The sequence below is a fragment of the Paracoccus sp. P2 genome, from assembly GCF_046335115.1.
Taxonomy (GTDB): Bacteria; Pseudomonadota; Alphaproteobacteria; order Rhodobacterales; family Rhodobacteraceae; genus Paracoccus; species Paracoccus pantotrophus.
Genome location: NZ_JBGOSN010000177.1, coordinates 1 through 701, shown reverse-complemented (window position 1 = coordinate 701; position 701 = coordinate 1). Strand labels below are relative to the sequence as shown.

Below are 701 nucleotides of genomic sequence, written 5' to 3'. Positions count from 1 at the left end.
CGCTGGCCTACAACCTGGCAACCTTCCTGCGCTGCATCGAACTGCCCGAGGCCATGGCGGACTGGTCGTTGACCAGCCTGCAACTCAAGCTGATCAAGATCGGCGCCCGCGTCGTCCGCCACGCCCGCGCCATTACCTTCCAGTTGGCCGAGGTCGCCGTCACCGGCCCGATGGTGCGGGCCGTCCTTGCCGCCATCCGCCGTCTTCGAACGCCTCCGTCATGCGCATGACCACGATCCATGCCCAAGCTGAACGAAAGCGGCAGGACAGGTCCGTCTGCCGCGCGGAAAAGCGGCTCTGCCGGGCCAGAATGCTGCGGGTTCGAGGCTTGATCCACCCGACTTCGGCCGTTTGCGCGACGACAGACACCGCTCGGGGCGAAAAACGCTTGCCCAGCGAGCAAAATCAGGCGATCTTGAAGTCAAGCGGCAGGCCACTTGGGGAATGTCGGGTTATATTATATTTGTTTTGTTATATTGCTTTTTCCCTTATATGGCTTGCTAAGGGCTTAAAGTTTCCCCCTTTTCCCCCAAATTAAGCAATATCAACGGGTTACGGGCTAAAATTCTCCCCTAAGAGTCCCCTAAGCCGGGGGAGTCAGGGGGAAACCGCCTTGGAAACTCCCCCAGAATCCCCCAAACAACAAAAAAGACGGCCGAAGCCGCCTCTTTTTTTCGCCCTGTGGATGCCTCAATATTTAT

At 57.9% G+C, this 701-nt stretch carries 1 protein-coding gene; it reads left to right on the top strand.

The genetic code is table 11. The features are described 5' to 3' along the window. Positions 1-230: transposase (locus ACDP63_RS25085; protein ID WP_409928882.1), on the top strand; the 230-nt coding region annotated here is incomplete at its 5' end. Between the last annotated feature and the right edge of the window lie 471 nt (positions 231-701).